Origin of the sequence: Gordonia aquimaris, from assembly GCF_026262595.1 — a bacterium.
Classification (GTDB): domain Bacteria; phylum Actinomycetota; class Actinomycetes; order Mycobacteriales; family Mycobacteriaceae; genus Gordonia; species Gordonia tangerina.
On the sequence record NZ_JAPKFM010000002.1, the window covers coordinates 14110 to 34041 of the forward strand.

Below are 19932 nucleotides of genomic sequence, written 5' to 3' on the forward strand. Positions count from 1 at the left end.
CCTCACGCTCGTTGACAGCGGGCAGACCGACACAATTGGTTAGGCTAACCTTTTCTTGGTAGGTTACCCTAACCAAATGTCATTGCGGTCTGCGTGCCACCCCAGCGCCCAGTCGGACGACTGCCAGCGGGTCCGCAGAGAGGCACTCGGAGAATGTCCCCGACAAGTGATGCGTGAGTGATGGTGAGTGATCTGTCGCCGGCCGAGAACGTGGTGCCCCTCTCGGCGGCCCAGCGCAGTATCTGGTTCGCCCAGCAGCTGGTCCCCGACGTTCCGCTGAACATCGCCCAGTACGTCGATGTCCGCGGCGACCTCGATCGGGCGCTGCTCACCGAGGTGGGCCGTCAGGTGGCCCGTGACCTGCACGTCGGCATGATGCGGCTGGTCGGTGGGACCAGACCCGACGGCGTACCGCAGCAGGTGTTCGACGACTCGCTGCGCGACGAGATGCTGCATCTGGATTTCCGCGGACGCAACGACCCCGAGGCCGACGCCCGCGCCTGGATGGATGCGGAGTTCCGTCGACCACTTGATCTGCTGCAGGACCGGCTGATCGAATCGGCGACCATTCGTATCGCCGACGATCGCCATTTCTGGTACACGCGTGTGCATCACATCGTGCTCGACGGCTACGGTGCCGCAACCTTCGCGCAACGTGCTTCCGAGGTCTACACGGCCCGTATCGACGGTGCGTCCGTGCCGCCGAGTCGCGCCGGCAACCTCGCCGAACTTCATGCCGACGATCTCGCCTACCGAGAATCGGCGCGCTATGAGCGTGATCGCGAGTACTGGTCGCACCGGCTGAGCGACCTGCCCGCCCCGGTCCGACTGGCCGATCCCGACCCGACCGTCACCCCGCGCACCCACAGTTGTGGTGACGCGCTCGACCCCGACCTCAGTGCTCGGCTCGCCGAACGCGCCGCAGCGCTGGGTACCGCGCTACCTGCCCTGGTCACCGCCGCCGCGGCGCTGTTTCTCGCACAGGGCACCGGTACCGACGATGTGATGCTGAGCCTGCCGGTGTCGGCGCGCACCAACGCACTGCTGCGCCGGTCGGGCGGCATGGTGAGCAACGTGGTGCCAATCCGCAGCACTATCACCGCCGACACCACCGTCGCCGACCTCATCGCAGGTGTGACCGCCGAGATGGGCGGCGCTCTTCGCCGGCAGCGCTATCGCTTCGAGGACATGCTCCGGGACATGACCGACGGGTCGGCCGCGGCCGACGTCGGACGCGGATTCTTCGGGCCGGCGGTCAACGTGATGACCTTCCGGTCCGAGGTCGTGCTGGGGCGGTGCACCGGCCGCAGCTACATCCTCACCACCGGGCCGGTGGAAGACCTCGCATTCACGATCTACACCGGCACCGGTGCGACGCGAATCGAGTTGGAGGGCAACGCCGCAGCGTACTCGGCGGGTGAGTTGCGTGCACACCATCGGCGTTTCCTGCAGGTCCTGGCGCAGCTGATCGACGCGCCGGGAGACCGACGTGCGGTCACCCTCGACTCCTTCACCGACGACGAGCGCGCGAGCCTGATCCCGGCCGCCGGCCCGGCAGCGGCGACATCCGTCACCGTGCCCAACCTGTTCGGCGACGTGATCGACGCTCATCCGACCACGACCGCCCTGATCGCCGGCGACGCCGACCTCACCTATGCCGAACTCGGTGCCCGGGTCAACCGGTTCGCCCGGGTGCTCATCGACCGCGGGGTGGGACCGGGCAGCGTGGTCGCCGTCGTGTTGCCGCGCAGTGCGTTGTCGGTGGTCACCGAACTCGCCGTGCTGGCCGCCGGCGGTGCCTTCATCCCGATCGATCCCGAGTCGCCCCGCGACCGTATCCGATTCCTGCTCGACGACAGCGACGCCGATCACGGCATCACCGCGCCCGGCTATGACGACGCGGTGCCGCAGACCGGCGGTACAACCCGATGGCACCGGTGTCATACACCCGAGATGCTCGACCGGTACCGGGCGGCATCGCCTGAACCGGTCACCGATACCGACCGCATCCGGCCGCTGCGTATCGACGATCCCGCCTACCTCATCTACACCTCGGGGTCGACCGGCGTGCCCAAGGGCGTGATGGTCTCCCACCGGGGGGTGGCCTCCTTGGCTGCCGAGCAGAACCGGCGTTACGAGGTCGGGCCTGGTTCGCGCACATTGCATTTCGCCTCACCGAGCTTCGACGCGTCGATCCTGGAACTGTTGCTCGCCTTCGCGTCCGGCGCCACCATGGTGATCGCGCCGACCGATGTGTACGGCGGTGCGGAACTGGCCGCCCTGCTGCGTGGCACCCGCGTCACCCATGCCTTCGTGACCCCGGCGGCGCTGGCCTCGGTTCCCGACACCCGCCTCGACGACCTGCACACCGTCATCGTCGGAGGTGAGGCATGTCCACCCGATCTGGTGGCGAGGTGGGCGATCGGGCGTCGCATGTTCAACGCGTACGGCCCCACCGAGACCACCGTGATGGCCGCGTTGGCCGGACCGCTGCGCAGTGGTGCCCCCGTGAGGATCGGGCGTCCGATCAGCGGTACCACCGCGGTGATCCTCGATCACCGACTCCAGCCGGTACCGGTGGGCTCGACCGGTGAACTCTACCTCGGTGGTGCCGGGGTGGCGCTGGGCTATCACCACCGAACCGCGCTCACCGCAAGTCGATTCGTCGCCGACCCCTACGGCGTGCCAGGGTCCCGCATGTACCGGACGGGGGATCTCGCGCGCTGGGACGCCGACGGTCACCTCGACTACCAGGGTCGCGTGGACCGACAGGTGAAGCTCCGTGGCTTCCGCATCGAACTCGGCGAGGTGGAGGCCGCACTGTCCGCGGTGCCGGGCGTCGAGTTCGCCGCCTGCGAGGTCCGTGGCGGCCCCGGCGCGCAGATGCTGGTCGGCTATGTGACCGGCGACGTCGACCACCTGGAGATCAAGGGCGTCCTGCGTCGACGACTGCCCGCGCACATGGTGCCGAACGCGCTGGTGACCCTGACGACGATCCCGCTGACGACGTCGGGCAAACTCGACCGCTCCGCCCTGCCCGAGCCCACCGTCGAGGTCGCCGAGTACGTGCGGCCCGAAACGGAGACCGAACGGCTGACGGCGGAGATCTTCGCCGAGGTTCTCGGTGTCGGGGAGGTCGGTCGGACCGACGACTTCTTCGCGTTGGGGGGCAACTCCCTGATCGCCACCCAGGTGGTGGCGGCGATCAACGATCGTCTGTCGACCACGGTTCCGGTGCGCTGGATCTTCGAGGCCCCCACGGTGGCGGCACTCGCCGAACGGGTCGAGCAACAACCGGGTGGCGACGACGGCCCGCAACTGCGGCCGCTGCCCGACGACGGTCGCGTCACCCCGCTGTCGCCCGCGCAGCACCGGATGTGGGTGATGAACCAATTCGATCCGGACTCGGCGATGTACAACATCCCGATCGCATTGCGGTTGCGGGGGGCCATCGACATCGATGCGCTCAGCGCTGCGGTGGCCGACCTCATCGAGCGGCACGAACCGTTGCGCACCATGTACCCGGACACACCCGACGGGCCGGTTCAGCAGGTCCTCGACATCGCCGACCTGCCTGTCGGGCTCACTGATCTCACGCGTACCGTCCGCACGGTCGCAGAGTCCGAACTGTCCGCAACCCTGGTGGAACTCGCCGACTCCGGATTCGATGTCGCTGCCGCACCGCCGATTCGGGTACATCTGCTTCGCATCGCCACCGACCACCATGTGCTGTTCTGCGTGGTGCACCACATCAGTGCCGACGGGTCGTCGACCGCGCCACTGGCCCGGGACCTGGCGGTGGCCTACCGGGCGCGCCGCGAGGGGACACCGCCGGCGTGGCCACCGCTGCCGGTGAGCTACCGCGACTACACCCACTGGCATCACGATCTGATGGGAAGCGAGGCCGACCCCGACTCGACGGTCGCGCGGCAACTGGACTACTGGCACCACCAGCTCGCAGGCCTGCCGGAACGGCTCGAGTTGCCCACCGATCGGCCACGTCCGGCGGCCCTGCGCGGGCGGGGCGGGGAAGTGCGCACGCAGCTGTCGCCGACAGTGGTGTCAGGTCTGCGAGCGCTGGCCGAGTCCACCGGAACCACGCCGTTCATGGTGGCGCACACGGCCCTCGCGGTGACGCTGGCACGGTTGACCGGCAGCGACGACATCGCCGTCGGCACGCCGGTTGCCGGGCGTGGTCACCGGAACCTGGTCGACCTGGTCGGCATGTTCGTCGGAATTGTGGTGTTGCGCATCCGCTTGCGTCCCGGCGACGACTTCCGAACCGTGCTCGCCGCCGTCCGCGAGACCGACCTCGACGCGGTCGAACGCGCCGACATCCCGTTCGACCGGCTCGTCGACCTGATCAATCCGATGCGCTCGGCCGCGCATCACCCGCTGTTCCAGGTGGGCTTCTCGTATCAGAACATGGCGCCCACCCACGTGACCCTCGACGACCTGGATGTCGAGGTGATCGAGCAGCCGTCCGGTGTCGCGAAATCCGAACTGCATCTGACCATCACCGACACCGACTCTGGGATGTCGGTGCTGTGGGACTACGACCGCGACCTGTACGACCGCTCCACCGTGGTCCGATGGCACGAACTGTTCACAGCTGTGGTCGAGGCCGCCGCCGCCGATCCGAGCTGTGCCGTCGGCGATCTCGCGGCAGTCGACATCTCCGGTGCGGCACTGGTCGCGCCCACCGCGCCCGCTGCCATCGACGGGGTACTGGTGGGAGACACGGCCGAACCCGGTGCGGACACGCTCACCGATCTGCTGGATGCGGCAGCTGACAGCTCTCCCGACGTGGTCGCGATCTGGAGTGAGGCCGCCGGCGCCGCGGTCGAATCCACCTATCGGGCAATGACATATCGGACACATCGGCTCGCCCGCCTCCTGATCGACGCCGGGGTGGGACCGGAGAGCCGGGTGGTGGTGGCCATGGCGCGCTCGCCCCGGATGATCGAGGCGATCCTGGCCGTCCTGCGTGCCGGCGGAGCCTACGTGCCGATCGACCCGGACGCACCCGTCGACCGCACCGCCCTCATCGTCGACGCCACCGCGGCGTGCGCAATCATCACCGACGCGGACGTCTCGCACCTGAGGGTGCCGACCACCGCCGTACTGATCGACCTCCGAACCGCCGAGGTGGATAAATTCGCCGGCCATCCAGTCACCGACGCCGACCGCCGCGGGCCGTTGCGGGCCGACAACACCGCTTACGTCATCCACACCTCCGGGTCCACCGGTACCCCCAAGGGGGTGGTCGTCTCACACGGTGCGATAGCGACCCAGTTGAGATGGAAGCGCGCCGCCCATCGGATCGGTGCCGCCGACACCGTACTGCTCAAGACGCCTATCACCTTCGACTTGTCGGTGTGGGAACTGTTCTGGCCGTTGGTGTCCGGCGCGCGCCTCGCGATCGCCGCGCCCGGTGGTCAGCGCGATCCGGCCTACCTCGACGCGCTGAGCACCCGCGCCGGGGTGACCGCCGCGCATTTCGTCCCCTCGCTGCTGGAGGCCTACCTCGACGCGCGTGCCGACGATCCCGGCGCCGGAGACCATGCACCCGGCACCATTCTGTGTATCGGCGAAGCGTTGCGCCCGGTCACGGCCCGCCGCGCCGCAACCGAACTCGATGCTCGTGTGGTGAATCTCTATGGGCCCACCGAAGCCGCCGTCGGTATCACCGAACATGCCTGGCACACCGATGATCACGCGCCGGTGACGGTGCCGATCGGCCGACCGGTGACCGGCTCCGATGCGCTGGTGCTGGACCGCCGGCTACATCCGGTGCCGGCCGGGGTCACCGGCGAGCTGTACCTGGCCGGTGCACAGTTGGCGGCCGGTTACCAGGGTCGTACCGATCTCACCGCCGAGCGGTTCGTCGCGGACCCGCGGGCTGTGGGACGCCGGATGTACCGCACCGGTGACCTCGTTCGGGTGAATGCCGATGGCGACCTTGAGTATCTGGGCCGAAACGACTTCCAGGTGAAGATCCGCGGACAGCGCATCGAGCTGGGGGAGATCGAACAAGCTCTCCTGCGCGACCCCGCGGTCAGCGGCGCGGCGGTGGCCGTCGCGCGTGGTGACGCCCTGATCGCCTACCTGGTCCCGTCATCGGGTGCGACCGTCGATCCCGACGACATCCTGGCGCGTCTGCGCACGGTGCTACCCGCCTACATGGTGCCGACAGCGGTGGTGTTGCTCGACGAACTGCCCCTGGGTATCCACGGCAAGCTGGACCGTTCTCGCCTGCCGGCGCCGACGTCGGCCGCGACGACGTATACCGCACCGGCCACCCACACCGAACACGCGATCGTGGATGTGCTCACCGAACTGCTCGACGGCCGGGTCGCCGACGAACAGCCGATCGGTCGGGACGACTCATTCTTCGCGCTCGGCGGCAACTCCCTGCTCGCCACCCGGTTCGCGGCCAGGATCGGCCGCCGACTGGGCCGGGATGTCCCGGTGCGGGCGGTGTTCGAGGCACCCGTGATCGCCGACCTCGCCCGCTGGGTGGACGACGCCGCGGTCAGCGACCGGCCGGCCGTCGGATCGCTGCCCCGCCCGGAGGTGTTGCCGCTGTCGCGTGCGCAGCATCGGATGTGGCTGATGGAGCAGTTCGCGCCGGGAACCGGCCTCTACAACCTGCCGTTCGCCGTGCGGCTCACCGACACCCCCGATCCGGCCGCGTTGCGCGCCGCGCTGGCCTACGTCATCGGGCGGCACGAGGTGTTGCGGACGATCTATCCGGCCGACGGCGGGGTGCCGCAGCAGCGAATCCTGCTGACCGAAGAGGCCATCGCCGGCGCCGACATCAGTTTGGAAGCCACGGCGATCACCGAACGTGAACTGAGCGCAGTCATCACCGCGATCGCCGCCGACGGTTTCGACCTGTCGGCCGCGATCCCGCTGCGCGTGCGCGTACTGCGCACCGAGGACGACTCGACGGCGCTGGTGGTGGTGCTGCATCACATCGCAGCCGATGGCTGGTCGTTCGGACCGCTGCTGCGGGATCTCCTCGGGGGCTACCTCGGCGTGGACGACGCACCTGCGCTACCGGTGCACTACGCCGACTTCGCGGTGTGGCAGACGCAACTCCTCGGCGACGATGACCACCCGGCCCACCCGTCGCTGCAGCGCCAGCGCGAGTACTGGCGCGATGTCCTCGCCGACCCACCCGGCCCGCTGCCGCTACCCGTCGATCGGCCGCGCCCGGTGCGCCCCACGCATCGGGGCGACACCATCGACACGCACCTCGATGTCGAACTGGTCGCCGCGGCCGACGACTTCGCACGCAGCCGACAGGCATCGCTGTTCCACTTGCTGCACACCGCGCTCGCCGTCACCCTCGCCCGTCTGAGTGGTACCACCGACATCGCCATCGGTACACCGGTGTCCGGGCGAGGCGCCGCCGAACTCGACGACCTGATCGGCATGTTCGTCGAAACAGTCGTCCTGCGTACCCGGATCGACGAGTCGGTGAGTGCCGATGAGCTGCTGCGGCACGTTCGCGACGTCGACGTCGCCGCGCTCGCCAACAGCGAGGTGCCGTTCGACGAACTCGCGGCAGAACACGAACCCGACCGCGGCGGTGCACATCATCCGCTCTTCGGGGTGATGCTGGTTGTCGGAGACCCGGCGCCGGTCATCGACGGAGCCGCACTGATCGATGTCGAACTCCCGGTGGCGCGTTTCGACCTGCACGCCACGGTGGATCTCCCCGCAGACGGCACGGCACCCGAGGGCGGGGTGCGGATGCGCTGGACCTACGCCACCGACCTCTTCGACCGCGCGACGGTGACGCAGGTGGCCGAGATGTTCCGCGCCGTCGTGGCCGGACTGATCGCCCAACCGGCCCGCGCGGTGCACCGGGCCGCGGCCCCGGCCACGGACGTCGCCGACACGAACCTCGCCGAGTGGGGGCGCACACCCGCACCCGCACCGGTTCTCGGCGACCCTCACCCGATGCGCACGCTCGCCGGACTGCTGCCCGTCATGGCCGCGCGAAACCCCGATGCCGTTGCGGTGGTGACCGATACCGAAATCGTCAGCTTCACCGACTTCGCCGCCCGGGTGGCGCGGACCGCCCGCAGGCTGATCGCGGCCGGCGTCGAACCCGAACGCACAGTCGCGGTGGTGGTCGAGCGGTCGCTGGACCTGCTGGTCGCCGTGCACGCCACCGTCGCCGCAGGCGGCGCCTACGTGCCCGTCGATCCGTCCTGGCCGGCGCAGCGCATCGAGGCCATGCTCGATGCCGTGCGGCCCATCGTCGTGGTCGCCCGCGACGATCGTCACCTACCCGCAGACCTGCACTCGGCCGTCATCGACCCCGCAGATCCCTGCTGTGAATGGACGGACACACCGGTCACTGATGCCGACCGCCGTGCGCCGCTGCGGCCGGAGCATCCCGCCTACGTGCTGTTCACCTCCGGGTCCACCGGCACGCCGAAGGCCGTGGTGGTGCCGCATGCCGGCATCGTCAACCGCCTCGACTGGATGCAGATCGCATATCCGATCGACAACACCGACGTGATCCTGCACAAGACCCCGGTCACCTTCGACGTGTCGGTGTGGGAGCTGTTCTGGGGCTTGGCCGCCGGCGCTCGTACGTTGCTCGCACCCGCCGATGCCCACCGCGACCCCTACCAGATCGCGGAGTTGCTGCGCGATCACGCGGTTACCGTGGTGCATTTCGTACCGGCGATGCTCGACACCTTCCTCGCCGCCCTACCCGCCGATGCACGGTTCCCGGCGTTGCGGCACGTCGTGACCAGCGGGGAGGCCCTGGGCTCACCGGCGGCGGCAGAACTGTTGTGCCGCACTCCAGCTGCTCTGCACAACCTGTACGGACCGACCGAGGCCGCCGTCGACATCACCGCCACCACTGTCGGCCCCGAGGACATCGTGGACCGTCCGGTGTCCATCGGCCGGCCGGTCCCCGGCGGCGAGGTGATGGTGCTCGACCGCTACCTGCGTCCGGCGCCTCTCGGGGTCACCGGTGAGCTCTACCTCGGCGGTATCCAGCTCGCCCGCGGATACCACGGTCGTGGTGACCTCACCGCGGCCCGGTTCGTCGCCTCACCGTGGGGCGACGGGCAGCGGTTGTACCGTACCGGCGACCTCGTGCGCTGGCGGTCCGCCCCGCAGGAGGGTGCTGCTCCGGTGTTGGAATACTTGGGCCGCAGCGACTTCCAGGTCAAGGTCCGTGGCCAGCGGGTGGAGCTCGGCGAGATCGAGACCGTCCTGGCGGGGCATTCCGCGGTCGCTGCCGCCGTCGTGGTGGTGCACACCGATCCGCAACTGGGCGACCAACTGGTCGCCCATGTGGTGGGCCGTACCGACGCCGACCCGGTCGACGTGGCGCAACTGCGTGCGCACCTGCGGGCGACGCTGCCCGAACACATGGTGCCCGCACACATCATGCCGGCCACCGCATTGCCCATCGGCACCAGCGGAAAGGTCGATCGTCGTGCGCTGCCCGCACCCACCCGATCCGCCGCACAGGCCCGGTCTCGCGACCCGCGCACGGAGTCGGAGCGCACGGTGCTGGCGGTGTTCACCGATGTGCTCGGTGTCGACGTCGGCGTGGACGACGACTTCTTCTCCGCCGGTGGCAACTCGCTGGTGGCGACGCGAATCGTTGCCGGCGTCGAGCAGCGGCTCGGCGTGCTGATACCGGTGCGGGCGGTGTTCGACGGTCGGACCGCGGCGGCGGTGGCCGCCGCCGCCGACGCACTCGAAGCGACTGCGGACGCGACGGCCGCCGTCGTACTGCCGCCCCGGCCGGCCGAGCTGCCGCTGTCGGCGGTCCAGCGGCAGATGGTGTTGCACAACCGCATTGATCCCGACTCGGCCGCCTATCGTATCGTCGCGCCGGTGCGTGTGCCGCAGGCCATCGACATCGGCGCGCTGCAGGCCGCACTCGCCGATGTGCTCACACGGCACGAGATCCTGCGCACCGTCTACCCCGACGGCGGCAGTGGGCAGCCGATCCAGCGGATCATGGAACCGGATCGCGAGTTGAGCGCGCACCTCATCCGCGTGCTCGATGACGTGGCACCCGACAGCGGGTCGGTCGAGCAGGCGTTGATCGCCGCCGCCCTCACCGAACCGATCGATCTGAGCACCGACCTGCCCGTGCGGCTGCTGGTACACGCCGTCGACGCCGCCACTACGACGGTGCTGCTGATGGTCCATCACGTCGCGGCCGACGGATGGTCGCTACGCATCCTGGCGCGCGATCTGACGGATGCCTACACCGCACGGCTCGGTGGGCTGGCGCCCGAATGGGCGCCGCTGCCACTGCAGTATGCCGACCACGTACTGCGTACCGACGCGCGACTCGGCGAGGTCGACGACGACACATCCTTGGTGTCCGAGCACTTGCGCTACTGGCGGTCGGTGTTGGCCGGTGCGCCCGCGTTGTCGGTGCCCGAGGCGGATTCGGATGCGCAAGCGGGACCGACTGGCGCGGTGGAACGGACGGCGCTCGACCCCGCGATCTGGCAGCGTGTCGCCGATCTGGCCGATCGCCATCACACCACCGCGTTCGCGGTGTTGCACGCGGCGTTGGCCGTCACGCTGGCCCGCTCCGGCGCAGGCCGCGACATCGTGATCGGCACCCCGACCGCAGGCCGATGGGAGCCCGACGTCGCCGACCTGATCGGCATGTTCGTCTCGTTGGTGGCCCTGCGCAGTGACGTCGACGAGGCCGGGGATTTCGCTGCCGTGGTGGATCAATCGCGCGAACAGATCGTGTCGGCTATCGAGCATGCGGCCGTCGATGTGGAGCAGGTCGTCGACGACCTGGGGCGCTCGCGCGGCGACGGGCGTCACCCGCTGATCCAGGTGACATTCACCGTCGACGGTGCCGAGCACCCGGCTGCCGACCTCGAATCTGTTGCTCCGCAACGTCTGGACGTGCCGATGGCACGATTCGATCTGGAGTTCACCGCATTCGTCGGCGAAACCGGGGCGCCTGCCCTCGAACTCGTTTACCGGCCCGACGTGTATCGCGCGGACACCGCGCGCACACTGCTGACCCGATTCGCTACCGCCGTCGACATGTTCACCGCAGTCCCGGACGCGACCTTGCGGACCGTCGAAATCCTCACCGCGCAGGAACGACGCGCACTCGACGGCGCCGCCGGACCCGCAGCCGTCACGCCGCGGTACCTGGCCGAGATCCTGGACACACCCGGTCACCGCCTGGTCGGCTGCGACCCGTGCGCGTCCGACCCGACGGTGCTGCGGGAGCTGGGCGAGGATGAACTGCGTTGCGCAACCGACGAACTCGCTGCGCGTCTGCGGGCGGCGGGTGCCGGACCGGAGGTCGTGGTCGCGCTGTACCTGAGCCGTTCGATCCGCTTCTACACCGCGTTGCGAGCGGTGGCGTCCACCGGCGCGGCGTTCGTGCCGATCGACCCGCGCCAGCCCGACGACCGGGTCGCGTTCATGCTGCAAGACTCGGGAGCGGCCATCGTCGTCACCACCTCCCAGCAGCGGGATCGCTGCGCCGCAGAGACATTGGCCGGTGTCGGCGAGGTGATCGAACTCGACACCGTGGCATCGCGCCGGTCGTCGCAGCCGCCGACCCCGGTCCGGCGACATGTCGACCAGCTCGCCTACCTGATCTACACGTCCGGGTCCACCGGACGGCCGAAAGCGGTCGCGGTCACCCATCGCGGACTGTCGGCATTCGTCGCCGAGCAGCGCCGCTACGGTGTCAGGGCCGACAGCCGGGTACTGCATTTCGCGTCCCCGGGGTTCGATGCGGCTATCCTGGAACTGCTCCTCGCCGCCGACGCCGGCGCGACGTCGGTCATCGCGCCGACGGATATTTACGGGGCCGAGGACCTGCGCGGTGTCCTCCACGAGCAGCAGGTGACACACGCCTTCCTCACCCCCGGTGCACTCGACACGATCGAGATACCGGTGATCGACGCGATTGCCCAGGACCCCCTACCGCGCCTCGAAGTGCTGATCGTCGGCGGTGACGCCTGCGCACCGGCCACCGCGAACCGTTGGATCGCGTTGGGCAAGAGATTCTTCAACGCCTACGGCCCCACCGAGTCGACCATCATGGCCACCACGGCGGGTCCGCTGCCGCCGGTGTCGGGTGCGGCAGTGCCCATCGGCCGGGAGATCGCAGGCACCGCCGCGCGGGTACTCTCGCCGAGCCTGACCCGATCCGCGCCCGGGGTGACCGGCGAACTGTATGTCTCGGGTCAGGGGTTGGCCCGCGGCTATCACGGACGGCCGGGTCTGACGGCCGCCACCTTCGTGGCCGACCCGGACGGTCCGCCCGGGTCACGGCGCTACCGAACCGGCGACCTCGTCCGCCAGGTAGCCGATCCCGCCGGCAAGCTCACGCTGATCCACCACGGACGCAGTGACTTCCAGATCAAGATTCGCGGACATCGGGTGGAACTCGGCGAGGTGGAAGCCGCCGTGCGGTCGTATCCGGGCGTCGGTGCCGCCGTCGCCGTCGGCCGCCCCGGGCCGGCCGACGCGCTCGCCCTCGTTGCGTACGTGGAGCCGGCGCGATCGCAGCCGTTCGACCGGATCGCACTGATGGCCCACCTGCGGTCGCGGTTGCCGGCGTACGCGGTGCCGTCCTCGATCACCGAAGTCGATGCGCTGCCGCTGACGGCAGCGGGCAAGATCGACCGTCGTGCGCTGCCCGAGCCGCACTTCGATGTCGTGGAGCATGCGGCGGCCGCCACCACCCACGAGGAAGTGGTGGTCGCCGCGTTCGCCGAGGTACTCCGACTCGAACGTCTCGGCGTGCTGGACAACTTCTTCGAGGTCGGCGGTGATTCATTGTCGGCCACCCGGGTGGTGTCGCGGCTGCGGGGCGTCACCGGGCGTGACATCGCGGTTCGTGACCTGTTCGACGCGCCCACTGCCCGCGAACTCGCCCGGCGAATCGGGCGGGCGCAAGCAGGCACCACCCCGGCGCTCGGTCCACTGCCGCGGCCCGCGACGATTCCGCTGTCCCCGGCGCAGCAACGGATGTGGTTCCTCAACCGGTTCGACCCGTCGGCGGCCACCGAGAACATCCCGATCATCCTGCGGCTCACCGGAACGATGGAGCACAAGGCGTTCGCGGCGGCGCTGGGCGATCTCGTCGAGCGTCATGAGGCGCTGCGCACGATGTATCCGGCGGACACCGAGGGTCACCCGTACCAGGTGATCCTGTCGCCGACCGACGTCCCGGTGAAGTTGGCACCGCAGCTCGTCGGTGCCGCTGCCCTGCCCGACGTGCTGCGATCGGTGATGCGCACCGAGTTCGATGTCACCGCCGAGCCGCCGATCCGCGCGGAACTGTTCTCGGTGGAGGGTCCGGCCGCCGCGGCCGCCGAACACATCTTCGCCCTGGTGTTGCACCACATCAGCGCCGACGGCCTGTCCGTCGTCGGCCTCGCGACCGAGCTGTCGGATGCCTACCGTGCCCGACTGTCGGGGGTCGCACCCGAATTCGTGCCCCTGGCCGTGCAGTACGCGGACTTCGCGATCTGGCAGCAGGCGTTGTTGGCCGACGGTGACGGGCGCGCCGCCACCGAACTCGCCTATTGGCAGGACCGGCTGGCCGATGCCCCACCGGTGATCGACCTGCCGACCGACCGGCCACGGCCTGCGCAGCGAAGCGGGATCGGCGCCCGGGTCGACTTCGACCTCGACGCGGATCTGCATGCCCGCATGCTCGACCATGCGCAGCGACACTCGGCGAGTGCATTCATGGTGGCGCACACGGCGTTGGCCGTGCTGCTCGGCCGGCTCGGCGCCAACCGGGATGTGGTGATCGGCACCCCGGTGGCCGGACGGGAGGACGAGCGCCTGGAACGGGTGGTGGGCATGTTCGTCAACATGCTCGCGTTGCGCACCCAGATTCCCGCGGACGCCACCGGAACAGAAGCGCTGGCGATCGCGCGTGACGCGGATCTGGCCGCGTTCTCCCGCACCACATTGCCGTTCGACCGCGTCGTCGACGGCCTCGACCTGACCCGCACCGCCGCCCGCCACCCGGTGTTCCAGGTGGCGCTGTCGTTCCAGAACATCGGGCGTCTCGCGATCGAGCTGCCGGAGCTGACGATCGAGGCCATCGACGAGGACAACGGTCTGGCCGAGTTCGATCTGCACCTCACCCTGGTCGAACGCTGGGACGGCGCGACCCCCACCGGGCTCAGTGCGCAGTTGTCCTATGCCACCGAGCTGTTCGACCACTCCACCGCGCTCAACCTGACCCGATGGTTCGTGGCCGTGCTGGACGGGCTGGTGTCCCGATCCGATTGCGCTGTCGGTGACCTCGAGATCCTCGACGACACCGAACGCGCAGGGTCGGTGACGGTGCCGGCACGCGATGAAGCGACGCACCCCGTTCGGGCCGCGCGTTTCGATCTCGCGGAGCTGTTCACCCGCCAGGTGTGCCGCACACCGGATGCGCGCGCGGTGTCGTGGGATGACTCCCACCTCACCTACCGTCAGTTCCACCGCCGGGTGGCCGCGGTGGCCGACGAACTCGCGCGGCGCGGGGTGGGCCCGGAGGACCGGGTGGCCATCGCCCTGGCACGCGGTATCGATCAGCTCACCGCGATGTTCGCGGTGGTGACCGTGGGCGGCGCCTACGTTCCTGTGGATCCCGTTCCGGTGGGTACGACCGTGGGCGGTGAACGCGCCCGGATGATCGTGGAGTCGGCCGATGCGCTGTTGGTGATCTCCGATGCCTCGGCGGGCGATTCGATGTTCGGCCGTCCGGTGCTCGATCTCACCGAGGTGGGGGATCGGCATCCGGCCGACGTCGTCGAACCCCCACGGCTGCGGTCGTTGCGACCGGAGAATCCGGCCTACGTGTTGTTCACGTCGGGGTCGACCGGCCGCCCCAAAGGCGTTGCAGTGTCCTACGGTGCGGTTGCCGAACAACTGCGGTGGATGCAGCAGACCTACGCGCTCGACGAGACCGACGCCGTCATGGTCAAGACAGCCGCCGGTTTCGACCTGTCGGTGTGGGAGTACTGGTGGGCGCTGCTGTGTGGTGCCCGGCTGGTGATCGCCGAGCCCGGCGTGGAACGCGACGGTCGTGCCCTGGGCGAAGCCATGGGGCGTTCGGGGGTGACCGTGCTGCCCACGGTGCCGTCGGCATTGTCGATGATGCTCGACGGCGGCCGGTTCCCGGAGTCGGTGCGCACTGTCCTGTGTATCGGTGAGGAATTGCCGGCCGCGCTGGTGCGGCGCATGTCGGCGATGTCGTCGGCCGCACTCCACAATCTGTACGGACCCACCGAGGCAACCGTCAGTGTGACCGCACATCAGGTGGACCCGGAAGCCGAGGCGGATCGGATTCCGATCGGGCGGGCGCAACCGTCGGTGGCGCTGCGCGTCCTCGACGCGCGGCTGCATCCGGTGGCTCCGGGGGTCGCGGGTGAGCTGTATCTCGCCGGCGTGCAGCTGGCGCGCGGCTATCACGGCGACCCGGGACGCACGTCGGCCTCGTTCGTCGCCGATCCGTTCACCGGTGAGCGGATGTATCGCACCGGAGACCTGGTGCGCCGTGACCACAATGGTGAGTTGGAGTATCTCGGACGGACCGACCATCAGCTCAAGGTGCACGGCTTCCGCATCGAGCCCGGGGAGATCGAGGCCGCGCTGCGGCGATGTGCAGGCGTCGACGAGGCCGTGGTCGTCACGGTGGGAGAGGGCGACGAGGTGCGTCTGGTCGGGTTCGTCGTCGGTTCGAGTCCCGGTGACGTGGTGGGCCGTCAGATTCGTGACATGGTGCCCAGCTACATGATCCCGGAGGTGCATCGGCTCCAAGCGCTGCCGTACACCGCGAACGGCAAGGTCGACCGGCAGGCGTTGCCACAGCCGCCGCGTCCGCGCCGCGAGTATGTGGCACCGTCCACGCCGGTGCAGGCTGCAGTGGTGCGGGTGGTGGAATCGGTCACCGGAACCGATCGGGTCGGATTGTCGGACAACTTTTTCGGTGTCGGCGGCAACTCGCTGTCGGCGACGCGCGTCGCCGCTGGTCTCGAGACCGACCTCGGGGTGCCGGTGCCGGTTCGCGTGTTGTTCGAATCCGCGGATGTCGCGGAGTTCTCCGACGCGGTGGCGGCGCTGCTCGAGGCGGGCACCGACGACGATGCGGCGCTGGGGCGGGTCCGGGTCGACGGCCCGGTCGCGCCGATCGCGCCGGCGCAACGCCGAATCTTCGCGGCGGTCGCCGACGGCGTCGGCGCCGACTGGAATGTGCCGTTCGCGCTGCGGCTGTCCGGGGTGCTGGACGTCGCGGCGTTGCGCGCGGCGTTGCTCGACGTGGTCGAGCGGCATGAGGCGTTGCGCACGACATATCGCGACACCGATTCGGGGCCGGAACTGGTGGTGACCGACATCGATGACCTGCGTGAGGTGCTGAAGCGGGACCTCGAGCCGGTGCCGGTCGACGATGCGGACAGCGCCCGGGTGATCGACGCGATCGCCTGGTCGCCGTTGGACTTCGACGGGGTCGCGCCGTTGCGGGTGCGGCTGTTGCGGCTCGATGAGCACACCCACGTGCTGGTGGTGGTGTCCCATCACCTCAATGTCGACGGTCAGTCGATGTCGCTGCTGACACGTGACATGGTGGTGGCGTTCGCCGCCCGCTGTAACGGTGCGGTACCCGAGCTGCCCGAACCCGGCGTGCGGTTCCGCGACTACGCGCAGTGGCAGCGCCGCCTGCTGGGCGCACCGACCGCGCCGTCCGAGCACGGGCAGCGTCAACTGGACTACTGGACAGCCAGATTCGCCGACCGCAGCAACGACTTCCGGCCGCGGTTGCGGACCGATCGTCCTCGACCGGAGCGGTGGAATCCGATGGGGGCGGGGATCGAGTTCGTCGTCGAGGGCTCGGCGCATGCGACACTCGACGACCTGGCGAAGAGCCGGTCGGTGGCGCTGTTCTCGCTGCTGCAGGCGGCATTCGCGGTGATTCTCGCCGAGGGCGCCGACTCTCCGGATGTCCATGTGGCGACCGCGAACGCGAACCGTCCGCATCCGGAGCTGGCGGGAGTGGTCGGCAACTTCTCCGAGGATCTGGCGATGCGCCTGGACGTCGACGATCGGCGCACGATCGGTGAGGTGATCGCCGACGTGCACGAGCAACTGGTGGGCGGGCTGCGGCATCCAGACGTGTCTACGCCGGAACTAACTGCAGCACTGGGTATCTCGGTCACCCCGGGTGAACATCCGCTGTTCCCGGCGACGTTGATCGTGCAGCCGGAACCGGACGGGTCGGTGGATGCGGAGGTCGATCTGGGCGCGGTGCGCGTGCGGCGTGAGCCGATCGAACGCGTGGTGGCCAAACACGAGGTGGAGATCACGATGCGGGAGCGACACGCCGACGGCGTACCGGCGGGACTGACCGGGACACTGATGTATCCGACGGCGTTGTTCGATCGGGCTACTGCCGAGACGATGGTCGCCGGTTTCCGCGCGGTACTCGCAGCGCTGGCCGACCGCGGGGTGTCCATCACGGTCGCCGAGTTGCGGGGGCTGCTTCGGTGAACGCATCGGTGGTGATCGCCGCCTACCGCGGCCTGCCGGATCTCGACGTCCAACTCGATGCGCTGACCGCGCAGGACTGTTCGGCGCCGTTCGAGGTGATCCTCAGCGACAACGAGGGCAGCGACGAACTCCGGCGGCACGTGGCCACCCATCCTCATCGGCAGCGACTCGATCTGCGCTATGTCGACTCGTCGGCGGTGGCCGGTACCTCCCATGCGCGCAATGTCGGGACCCGTTCGGCACGATACGGTTTCATCGCCTATTGCGATCAGGATGACGCGGTGTATCCGGGCTGGTTGCGTGCGCTGCTGGAGGAGGGGCAGCGCTGCGACATCGTCGGCGGACCCCTGGAGCGCGACACGCTCAACGATCCGGTGGTCGCGGCGTGGCGTGAACTACCCGATCCTGATCGCGCAGCGGTGCTCGCCCGCTTCCTGCCCATCACGTTCGGTTGCAACCTCGGGGTGCGTCGGGAGGTGTTCGACGCCGTCGGCGGGTGGGACGAGTCGTATCCGACGGCCGGCAGTGACGTCGAGTTCTGCTGGCGGGTGCAGACGTCGGGCTACCGTTTCGGCTACGCGCCGGCGGCGATGGTGGCTTACCGGTATCGCACCGGGCTGCGGGAGACCTGGCATCAGGTCGTCGACTACGGCCGTGAGGAGGCGCGGGCGGCGAAGCAGTTCGGTGCGCCCGGCCGGCAGTGGTGGTGGTTTCCCGTCCATGCGGTCGTGGTGGCCGCGACCGCGCCGGTGTGGCCGTGGGGTTGGTCGCGTAAGCGCCGCGGCGCGTGGGTGTGGGTGACCGGCAATCTCGTCGGGCGCATCGCGGGCAGCGTGAAGTACCGCGTCGTGTATCCGTGACACTCTCATCGCCAGAACACGAACAGATTCCACCCGTAGGACGCGAGGACGCTGGGCACCCCGGACAGGCCGAACAGCCAGTAGACGAAGTCGAAGAAGGCGCGGTTGAGGAACGGGATGAACAGTAGTGCGAACACGATCAGGAAGCCGTACGGCGCGATCTTCTGCATCGAGAACCGGGTCTGCTCGGACAGATACGGTTCGATGGCCCCGTAGCCGTCGAAGCCGGGCACCGGCGCGATGTTGAGGACTGCGGCGGTGATCTGCAGGAATGCCAGCATCGACAGGGCGGCCCACAGATTGAGTCCGTCGGCGAAATACAGGACGTTGTCGCCTGAGCCGAAACCCTGCGATCCGTATGTGCTGGGTTGGGCGAATCTCACCACGATCAGCAGGATCGCGCCGAGTGCGGCGTTGGTGAGTGGCCCGGCCAGCGACACCATCGTCCGTTGGGCGCGGGTGAATCCGTGCTGGTGGACGTACACCGCACCGCCGGGAAAACCGATGCCACCCAACAGGATGATCAGTAGCGGCAGCCCGATCGACAGCCCGGGGTGGGTGTAGCGCAGCGGGTTGAGGGTGAGATATCCGCGCAGTTCGGCGTTGCGGTCGCCGAAGCGGAAGGCGGTTACCGCGTGGGCGAATTCGTGCAGGCACAGCGAGATGACCCAGCCGGCCAGTACCAACAGCAGGGTGCCGCCGACCGACTCGAGGTTGCGGCCCGGTGCGGAGCCCGCGACCAGCCATCCGCCGGCCGCGGCGGCGACCACCAGACCGAGGAAGACCGGGCCGGGACGTACCGCGCGGATGATCTCGCGGGTCGTCGGACGCAACGGTGCCGAGGTCATGGCCGTACCAGGCGCAGGTCGGTGTCGTGCCGGTAGAAGGTGGATCGCTTGACCACGCGGGGATTCACCACGCCCTCCCTTTCGACGACGATGTTGGTGCCGCCGGTCTGGGCCGCGCGCCCGGTCAGCCAGCGGCCCGGCAGCAGCAACCGCTCCACCTGGGCGCGCAGGCCGGGCAGGGCAAGGGTGGGTTCGATGAGCACCGAGCGCACCTCGCCACGGAACAGTCGTTCGCTGTCGACGTAGGTCTCGCCGTGCAGTTTGGCGCCTTCGGCGCCGAGGTGTCGGGCTCGGCCGAGCAGGACGGTGGCCGCGTCGTCGCGGATCAGCGGTACCGAGGTCGCCGTGCCGTGTTCGGCGAGTTCCCGCGCTGCCGGTCCGTGCGGTAGGCCGTAGCGTGTGGAGGCGCCGGTGGCCTCCGCCGGTAGCAGGGCCACCTCCACGTCGAGGCGCTCGGCCAGCATCAACGCGGCCAGCACCTGGGCGAAGAAGGTGTCCGACTCGTCGGCGATGGTCGGGGCGACCCGCTCGGCGACGCGCGGTTCCACGAGGAGGCGGGTGACCGCGGGGTCGGCCACCGCCGTGGTGACCGCGGTGCGGATGGCGGTCTTGTCGTCGGAGCGGGAGGCCTGCGAAATCAGCGCAAAAGACACTCGAATAGCGTATCGACCCGGGCGAAC

The 19932-nt window shown here is 69.2% G+C and carries 4 protein-coding genes; 2 read left to right on the forward strand and 2 right to left on the reverse strand.

Annotated elements, in window-relative coordinates:
• The first annotated feature begins 183 nt into the window (after window positions 1-183).
• Both OSB52_RS02025 and OSB52_RS02030 read left to right on the forward strand, forming a co-directional pair.
• The gene (locus OSB52_RS02025) at window positions 184-17544 is read left to right on the forward strand and encodes a non-ribosomal peptide synthetase (RefSeq protein ID WP_266059923.1); all 17361 of its coding nucleotides are present in this window, start codon (window positions 184-186) and stop codon (window positions 17542-17544) included.
• Complete coding sequence (locus OSB52_RS02030; RefSeq protein ID WP_266059924.1) at window positions 17541-18404, forward strand: glycosyltransferase family 2 protein; 864 nt, start codon at window positions 17541-17543, stop codon at window positions 18402-18404. The genes OSB52_RS02025 and OSB52_RS02030 overlap by 4 nt, the downstream gene beginning before the upstream one ends.
• A 5-nt stretch (window positions 18405-18409) precedes the next feature.
• On the opposite strand, the gene OSB52_RS02035 is transcribed toward OSB52_RS02030, so the two are convergent.
• Window positions 18410-19252 carry a site-2 protease family protein gene (locus OSB52_RS02035; RefSeq protein ID WP_235724451.1) on the reverse strand — a complete coding sequence of 281 codons (843 nt, stop codon included), beginning with the start codon at window positions 19250-19252 and terminating at the stop codon, window positions 18410-18412.
• Entirely contained in the window at window positions 19249-19905 is a 657-nt protein-coding gene (locus OSB52_RS02040) for a hypothetical protein (protein WP_235724452.1), read from the reverse strand. The genes OSB52_RS02035 and OSB52_RS02040 overlap by 4 nt, the downstream gene beginning before the upstream one ends.
• Between the last annotated feature and the right edge of the window lie 27 nt (window positions 19906-19932).